This is a genomic window from Arthrobacter sp. NPDC092385 (genome assembly GCF_044755105.1).
Lineage (GTDB): Bacteria > Actinomycetota > Actinomycetes > Actinomycetales > Micrococcaceae > Arthrobacter_D.
Genome location: NZ_JBIVQL010000018.1, coordinates 43758 through 51613, shown reverse-complemented (window position 1 = coordinate 51613; position 7856 = coordinate 43758). Strand labels below are relative to the sequence as shown.

9 protein-coding genes are annotated in these 7856 nt (G+C 68.3%); 3 read left to right on the top strand and 6 right to left on the bottom strand.

The features are described from left to right. Nucleotides 1–133: 133 nt before the first annotated feature. Together pdxS and ACIQCY_RS16650 are read right to left on the bottom strand one after the other, a co-directional pair. On the bottom strand, nt 134–1048 hold the full coding sequence (gene pdxS / locus ACIQCY_RS16655) for a pyridoxal 5'-phosphate synthase lyase subunit PdxS (protein ID WP_400484970.1): 915 nt from the start codon (nt 1046–1048) through the stop codon (nt 134–136). 136 nt (nt 1049–1184) lie between these two features. Next, on the bottom strand, nt 1185–1406 hold the full coding sequence (locus tag ACIQCY_RS16650; protein WP_400484969.1) for a hypothetical protein: 222 nt from the start codon (nt 1404–1406) through the stop codon (nt 1185–1187). A gap of 123 nt (nt 1407–1529) precedes the next feature. On the opposite strand from ACIQCY_RS16650, the gene ACIQCY_RS16645 reads away from it, so the two are divergent. Beyond that, on the top strand, nt 1530–2366 hold the full coding sequence (locus ACIQCY_RS16645) for a class I SAM-dependent methyltransferase (RefSeq protein ID WP_400484968.1): 837 nt from the start codon (nt 1530–1532) through the stop codon (nt 2364–2366). Between the two features lie 26 nt (nt 2367–2392). Next, nucleotides 2393–2551, top strand: a complete 159-nt coding sequence (locus ACIQCY_RS16640) for a GrpB family protein (protein ID WP_400484967.1) — start codon at nt 2393–2395, stop codon at nt 2549–2551. Here the strand turns inward: ACIQCY_RS16640 and ACIQCY_RS16635 are convergent. Then, nucleotides 2501–3280, bottom strand: coding sequence for an isochorismatase family protein (locus ACIQCY_RS16635; protein WP_400484966.1), 780 nt, complete (start codon nt 3278–3280; stop codon nt 2501–2503). The two genes, ACIQCY_RS16640 and ACIQCY_RS16635, sit on opposite strands and share 51 nt — an antisense overlap. A 137-nt stretch (nt 3281–3417) precedes the next feature. Here ACIQCY_RS16635 and ACIQCY_RS16630 point away from each other — a divergent pair, with 137 nt between their 5' ends. Continuing rightward, on the top strand, nt 3418–4380 hold the full coding sequence (locus ACIQCY_RS16630) for a GlxA family transcriptional regulator (RefSeq protein ID WP_400484965.1): 963 nt from the start codon (nt 3418–3420) through the stop codon (nt 4378–4380). 50 nt (nt 4381–4430) lie between these two features. Here the strand turns inward: ACIQCY_RS16630 and pgsA are convergent, their stop codons facing one another. Genes pgsA through thrS form a run of 3 tightly spaced genes read right to left on the bottom strand, consistent with a single transcriptional unit; the run spans nt 4431 to nt 7656 of the window. Beyond that, nucleotides 4431–5051 (bottom strand): phosphatidylinositol phosphate synthase, encoded by a 621-nt coding sequence (gene pgsA / locus ACIQCY_RS16625; protein ID WP_400484964.1) that lies wholly within the window; start codon nt 5049–5051, stop codon nt 4431–4433. Then, nucleotides 5051–5638 (bottom strand): HIT family protein, encoded by a 588-nt coding sequence (locus tag ACIQCY_RS16620; protein WP_400484963.1) that lies wholly within the window; start codon nt 5636–5638, stop codon nt 5051–5053. The genes pgsA and ACIQCY_RS16620 overlap by 1 nt, the downstream gene beginning before the upstream one ends. A gap of 23 nt (nt 5639–5661) precedes the next feature. Next, nucleotides 5662–7656, bottom strand: a complete 1995-nt coding sequence (thrS, locus tag ACIQCY_RS16615) for a threonine--tRNA ligase (RefSeq protein ID WP_400484972.1) — start codon at nt 7654–7656, stop codon at nt 5662–5664. Nucleotides 7657–7856 lie beyond the last annotated feature (200 nt).

Genomic DNA, 7856 nt, shown 5'->3' with positions numbered 1-7856 from the left:
AAAGCTCGAGGGCCTGAGCCCGGTGCAATACCGTGCTCAGACCCTCGCGGCCTAACCTACTTACTTAGCCAGTCCAACATCCGGGGACCAGTTCACATGGGCTGCGGTCCTTCCGTCCGCGCGTCCGCTGCTGCTACCAGCCGCGCTCGGCGAGGCGGTGCGGCTGCGGGATCTCGTCCACGTTGATGCCGACCATGGCTTCGCCCAGGCCGCGTGAGACCTTGGCGATCATGTCCGGGTCGTCGTGGAACGTGGTCGCCTGGACGATCGCGTGGGCGCGCTCGGCGGGGTTGCCGGACTTGAAGATGCCGGAGCCGACGAAGACACCGTCCGCGCCGAGCTGCATCATCATGGCCGCGTCCGCGGGGGTCGCGATGCCGCCGGCGGTGAACAGGACGACGGGAAGGCGACCGGCAGCGGCCACCTCCTTGACGAGCTCGTAGGGCGCCTGCAGCTCCTTGGCGGCGACGTACAGCTCGTCCTCCGCCATGGAGGACAGGCGGTTGATCTCGGAGCGGATCTTGCGCATGTGCATGGTGGCGTTGGAGACGTCGCCGGTGCCGGCCTCTCCCTTGGAACGGATCATCGCCGCGCCCTCGTTGATGCGGCGCAGCGCCTCGCCGAGGTTGGTCGCACCGCAGACGAAGGGGACGGTGAACTTCCACTTGTCGATGTGGTTGGTGAAGTCCGCCGGCGTGAGGACCTCCGACTCGTCGATGTAGTCGACGCCGAGGGACTGCAGGACCTGCGCCTCCACGAAGTGGCCGATGCGGGCCTTGGCCATGACCGGGATGGAGACGGCTTCGATGATGCTGTCGATCATGTCGGGATCGCTCATGCGGGAAACGCCGCCCTGGGCACGGATGTCCGCGGGAACCCGTTCGAGCGCCATGACGGCTACCGCACCGGCGTCTTCGGCGATGCGGGCCTGCTCGGCTGTGACGACATCCATGATGACGCCGCCCTTGAGCATTTCGGCCATTCCGCGCTTGACCCGGTTGCCGCCGGTCCGTGCTGTGGTTGCCGAATTGTCTTCAACGGTGGACACAACTTGCCCCTAAAGGTAGATAAAAACTGACACTTCATGATACGCCGCCCGGACCGCACTCCGGCTCGCCGGCGTCGTTCCGTCACCGGCCGTCACAGACGTGTTCCGGGGCGATCGGAACCCGGCTGCCCCGGCGTCAGGCGGAGGGTGTCGAGGCTCCGGCCACCATCACCTCCCGGCGCTCGAGTTCGTCCAGGACGCTGTCGAGCGCCCCCTCGGGCCACGGCGCCGACCGTCCCGCATCGGCGCCCGTGCCCACTACGCCACCCCGGGGCGCCGTTTCACGCTGGAGCAGGAGCAGATCGGCTTCCGAGACGATCTGCAGGTCGGTCGGCAGGAACCCTGGTGCGTGCATCATGGTGGCCCTCCTTCGTGTCGTAGGGGCTCTCCCCGGTTAGACGGACCATTGGCCGTCGATTCATCGGTCAGGGAGCACCCGGTACTGTGACGGGCATCAGCCGACGAGCAGGAGGCGCACGGGATGGCAGTCGACGGTTACGCGGACGATCGCCTGGTCGCGCTGTACGACGAGTTCAATCAGGGGACGTGGGACACGGACTTCTATGCAGCGGAGCTCGGCGGAACCGGCCTGCGGGTCGCGGATGTCGGCTGCGGCACCGGGTCCTTCGCGGTACGGCTGGCACAGCTGGGGCACACGGTGACGGGCGTCGAGCCTGCACCGCGCATGCTGGCCGTCGCGCGGGCCAGGCCCGATGCGAAGCGGGTGACCTGGCTCGATGGAACCGCCCGCGATCTGCCCACCGGACCCTTCGACGCGGCAGTGATGACGGGGCATGCCTTCCAGTGCCTGCTCACGGACGAGGAGATCCTCGAAACCCTGACCGAGGTTCGCCGACGCCTCGCCCCGGGCGGGCGCTTCCTGTTCGAGACGCGCAACTCCGGACGGCGGGCGTGGCTGGACTGGCAGAGCCCGGACGGTCCGGATGCCGTCGAGTCGAGTGCGGGCCCGCTGCTCACGGCGTGGACACTCGTCGAGGTGCTGGGCGAACTCGTCACGTTCGAAGCGTGGACGAGGTTCGAGGCGGACGGAGCGGAAGTGACGGACACCAGCACGCTCCGCTTCGTACCGCCCGCTCGGCTCGCCGTGTTGCTCGACGAGGCGGGCTACAGTGCCATCGAGTGGCGCGGCGACTGGGACGGCTCGGCTTTCGACGCCTCCACCAGCAGGGAGATCATCGTGGTGGCGTCCGTGCCGCAGGAAGAGGCGCCGGCCTCTGCGGGCAGCGGTCGAGCCTTCCGGCGAGAGGCAGGGCTCCATCCCCCGTGCTTGCCTCCGTCTGACGGATCGATAGCCTGATCCCATGCGCGACAGGTACGGCCAGTGTGGCCGCGCTGCCGGTCGACGCCATCGAGCATGTGGGGTCGACCTCGGTCCAGGGACTGCCGGCGAAGCCCGTTCTGGACATCGACGTCGGCTGGTCATCTTCGACCTCAATACCCGTGGGACGTCGCCCTGGCGGGAAGCTCCGGGAACTGCAGTAAGGCTTCGATGACATACGGAATGTCCCGCCGGAGACTCTTAAAGACCGGCTGCCTCGGTGCGTCCATCGACCCGGCCGGCCCCGCGAAGGCTCGGGATCGGGCGGCGCGTGCCGTTCCTGCTACTGCCGAGGCGCCCAGGTCGCTTCCGGGAAGTGCCTGCCGGGAGCTCACGGCTGCCGCCCAGGCGTCGGTGGTGCCGACGGAGGCCCAGTTGGAGTTCAGCAGTGCGAGCAGGGTCGTGTGTACGGTCCTGGCGTCCGCGGAACCGGCGTCGTTCGCGATGTTGATCGCACCTGTGGCGTCGGAGAGGACCTCGGTGGTGAAGCCGAGGCCTTCGGCCTCGACGGCCGAGCCGAGGATGCAGTTGTTGGTCATGTATCCCACGAGGGTGACGGTGTCGAGATCGTGCTCACGCAGCCACCCTGTCAGGTCGGTGCCGGCGTAGACCGAGCCGTACTGCTTCACGACGCTTTTCCACGCCTCCGTACGCCTGCTCTCGATCTCGGGGTGGAGCTCGAACTCGGGGCTGCCCGGGGCGAAGACGGGAGCTCCCTCGCCTGCCGTGTGCTGGACCGCCACGATGGGGATACCGGCCGCCGTGGCGGCGTCGATGGCCGCCGTGATACAGGGCAGGGACTGCTCGTGCGGTGGGTACTGGATCTCGAGGAGGCCACCGAAGTACTGCTGCTGGACATCGACGAGAACGAGGGCGCGGCGGGGGGTGCTCATGGTGCGGGTTTCTCCTGCGATCGAAGGGATGATGCTTGCCGGCTAGGCATTGCCTCCATCCTCGATCCTGCGGCATCGGACCGACAGTGGCACGTATGCCGAGATACGATGAGTTCAGGCCATTGAGAGGATTCTTCGTGCGTATCGCGGTGTATGCCTTCGGAGGCGCGACGATGTTCCATCTGGCCGTTCCGCAGATGGTCTTCGACGAGGTCACGCGGCAGGGGCTCGGACAGTGGAGGACCACCCTGTTCTCAGACCAGCCCGGCTCGATCCGCACGGCGGAGGGCTACGAGCTGGCCGGGATCGAAGGCCCAGAGGCCGCGGCGAGGGCGGACATCGTGGTGGTGCCCTCGTGGTTCGACGACGGGCGCGTGCTGAGCGACGCCCTGCGGGTCGTGCTGCGCGACGCACACCGGCGGAATGTTCCGGTTCTGGGACTGTGCCTCGGAGCGATCGCCGTGGCGGACGCCGGCCTGCTGACCGGCCGCCAGGCTGTCACCCACTGGCAGGCCTTCACCGCCCTGACCGAGCGACACCCGGACATCCTCCTCGACCGCTCTGTCCTGTACATCGACCACGGGGACGTCATGACCTCGGCGGGCACGGCGTCGGGCCTGGACGCATGCCTTCATCTCGTGCGGAGCCGCCTCGGCGCAGAAGCGGCGAATACGGTAGCCCGCAGCCTCGTCGTCGCGCCCCACCGTGAAGGCGGACAGGCACAGTACATCGAGCGCCCTGTTCCGGAGCGTTCCACCGACGACCCCATCACGCACCTGCTCGAGTGGGCGCTCGCCAATCTCCGTCAACCACTCACCGTCGACCGCCTGGCGGAGCAGGCTCACATGAGCCGCCGCACTCTCATCCGAGCGTTCCGCGCAGCCACCGGGACAACGCCCTCCGCCTGGATACGGTCCCGGCGGCTCGACACGGCACGGCGCCTGCTGGAGACCACGGGCCTGACGATCGAAGAGGTCGCCGAACGCTGCGGATTCGGCAACACCGTCACCTTCCGCCAGAACTTCGCGGCGGCCTTCTCGACCACCCCGACCGATTACAGGCGCCGCTTCGACACCCGCCCCTCAGCAACCGTGCTCTGACGCGACCTCTGCAGGCTAGCATCGGCCGCAGGCGCGGAGACGGGCGGGTCTCAGGGAGCTTGCCGGTCCGCGAGCGACTGGCGGCGGACCGTGCGGACCCGCTGGTACACCGTGACGAGGCTCGCCACCGCGAGGAGAACGAGGACGGCCAGCAGGAAGCCCTGCGGCAGGCCCAGTCCGGTCAGGCCTGTCACGACCAGCACGGAGACGAGCCGCTCCGCACGCTCGGCGAGCCCGACGTTCGCTGTGAAGCCCAGCGATTCGGCCTTGGCCCGCGCGTAGGAGACGAGCATCCCGAGGACGAGGCACGCGAGGGCTGCCACCGCGACGGCCGCGTTCTGCCCGCCGGTGAAGAACCAGATGGCGACGCCGGCGAAGAGGGCGCCGTCGGCGATCCGGTCGAGCGTGGAGTCGAGGAAACTCCCCCAGAGCCCGCTGTGGCCCTTCATGCGCGCCATGATCCCGTCCACGACGTCGGAGAACACGAAGAGGGTGATGAAGACCGTGCCCCAGAAGAGCTGGCCGAGCGGATAGAAGACCAGCGCGCCACCGGCCACGCCGACGGTTCCCGCGATGGTGACGGCGTCGGGGGTGACGCCCCATTTGAGCAGCAGGCGGGCCAGCGGCGTGAAGAGCCTCGTGAAGAACCCCCGCGCGTACCTGTTGAGCATCAGGCGCCCGCTCCTGGAGTCCCGCCGTCGGACGGCCACGCGGCGGCGACCTGTTCGCGGACCTCGCCGAGCGTCTGGGTGATGGCCTTGGTCTGCGCGATGATCGGGAGGAAGTTTCCGTCGCCGCCCCACCGTGGCACCACGTGCTGGTGCAGGTGGGCGGCGATGCCCGCACCGCCGGTGGCCCCCTGGTTCATGCCGAGGTTGAAACCGGACGGGTTGGAGACCTGGCGCAGCACGCGCATGGCGGTCTGCGTGAGGGCCGCGATCTCGGCGGTCTCCGCCTCGTCGACGTCCGTGTAGTCGGGCACGTGCCGGTAGGGGCAGACCAGGAGGTGTCCCGCGTTGTAGGGGAACAGGTTCAGCAGCACGAAGGCATGCGTGCCCCGATGCACGATGAGCGATTCCTCGTCGCTCAGGTGGGGCGCCCGGCAGAACGGGCACGTCTGTTCCGACGTGACCTGCTCCTGCCCTCCCTTGATGTAGGCGAGGCGGTGCGGCGTCCACAGCCGCTGGAAGGCGTCCGGCACGCCCGCCAGCTCGAAACCGTCCGTCACTGCCGGGTCGCCCGGGTAGGACGCGGGCATCCCCCGAGTGTCCGCGTCCTCCATCAGACCGTGGCCTCCCGGCTGCGTACCGCCTCCACGATCCGGCGGACGGCCTCGTCCACGGGCACCTGGTTGTCCTGGCTGCCGTCGCGGAACCTGAAGGAGACGGCGTTCGCCTCCTGGTCCTCGCCACCGGCGATGAGGACGAAGGGCACCTTCTCCTTGCTCGCCGTCCGGATCTTCTTCGGGAAGCGATCCGAGCCGGCGTCGACCTGCGCGCGGATACCTTCGGCCTTCAGCTTGTCGACGACGTCGAACAGGTAGTCGTTGAACGCTTCGGCGACCGGGATGGCGAGGACCTGCACGGGCGCCAGCCACGCCGGGAACGCTCCGGCGTAGTGCTCGGTCAGCACACCCATGAAGCGCTCGATCGACCCGAACAGTGCGCGGTGGATCATGACCGGGCGCTGGCGCGAGCCGTCCGCCGCCTGGAACTCGAGCTCGAAGCGCTCGGGCAGGTTGAAGTCCAGCTGGATCGTGGACATCTGCCAGGTGCGGCCGATGGCGTCGCGTGCCTGCACCGAGATCTTCGGACCGTAGAACGCCGCTCCCCCGGGATCGGGCACGAGCTCCAGCCCGGAGGCCTCGGCGACCTCGGCGAGGGTGCGCGTGGCCTCCTCCCAGATCTCGTCCGACCCGACGGACTTCTCCGGGTTCCGGGTGGACAGCTCCAGGTAGAAGTCCTCGAGGCCGTAGTCCTTGAGCAGTCCGAGCACGAAGTTCAGTGTCTCGGTGAGCTCGTCCTTCATCTGGTCACGGGTGCAGTAGATGTGGGCGTCGTCCTGGGTCATGCCGCGCACGCGCGTCAGCCCATGGATGACACCGGACTTCTCGTACCGGTAGACCGAGCCGAACTCGAACAGGCGCAGCGGCAGCTCACGGTAGGACCGCCCGCGGGACCTGAAGATCAGGTTGTGCATCGGGCAGTTCATGGGCTTGAGGTAGTAGTCCTGGCCGGGCTTGCGCACCGTGCCGTCCTCGTTGAGCTCCTCGTCCACGTGCATGGCCGGGAACATGCCGTCCCGGTACCAGTCGAGGTGGCCGGAGACCTCGTAGAGGTGGCCCTTGGTGATGTGCGGCGTGTAGACGAACTCGTACCCGGCGTCCGTGTGGCGCTGGCGCGAGTAGTCCTCCATGGCCTTGCGGATGATCCCGCCTTTGGGGTGGAACACCGGCAGGCCGGAGCCGAGCTCGTCCGGGAACGAGAAGAGATCCAGTTCCGTGCCGAGGCGCCGGTGGTCGCGCCGCTCGGCCTCCGCCAAACGCTCCTGGTAGGCCTTGAGGGCGTCCTTCGTGGGCCAGGCCGTCCCGTAGATGCGCTGCAGCTGCTTGTTCTTCTCGCTGCCGCGCCAATAGGCGGCCGCCGAACGCGTCAGGGCGTAGGCGTTGGAGATGAGCTTGGTGTTCGGCAGGTGCGGGCCCCGGCAGAGGTCCTGCCACACGACGTCGCCGGACTTGCGGTCCACGTTGTCGTAGATGGTCAGTTCACCGGCGCCCACCTCGACGGACGCGCCGTCCTCCTCCGTCGCCCCGCCCTTCAGGCCGATCAGTTCGAGCTTGTACGGCTCGTCCTTCATGGCCTCGCGGGCCTCGTCCTCGGACACGACCCGGCGTACGAAGCGCTGGTTGGCGTTGACGATCCTGAGCATCATCTTCTCGAGCTGCTTGAGCTCGTCGGGCGTGAACGGCTCCTCGACGTCGAAGTCGAAGTAGAAACCGTCGGTGATGTAGGGGCCGATGCCGAGCTTCGCCGCGGGGCGCAACTGCTGGACGGCCTGGGCCATGACGTGCGCGGCGGAGTGGCGCAGCACCTCGAGCCCTGCGGGGTCCTCGAGCGTGACCCCCTCCACGGACGCGCCGTCGGGCAGTTCCTGGTCCAGGTCCTTCAGTTCGCCGTCCACGCGCATGACGACGACGTCGCGCCGCTCGCTGAACAGTTCCGTGCCGGTGGTACCCGTGGTCGCCTGCTTCTCTTCGCCGTCGACGAGAAGTTTCATGGGCTGGGGCGCTGACACGGATGGTCTCCTTGATGCTGGGAAATGGGTGCCCGCAGAGGGCGCGACGGGATCCGGCCGGAGCCGGGACCGCCCTCCTGATCGTATCGGGTGGCCGGGAGGCCGACCAACAAGCTCGCCGGTGCGGGCCGGGACGGGCGGGAGGAATGGCACGGCTTCGTACAGCGTTGACACCGGTGCGG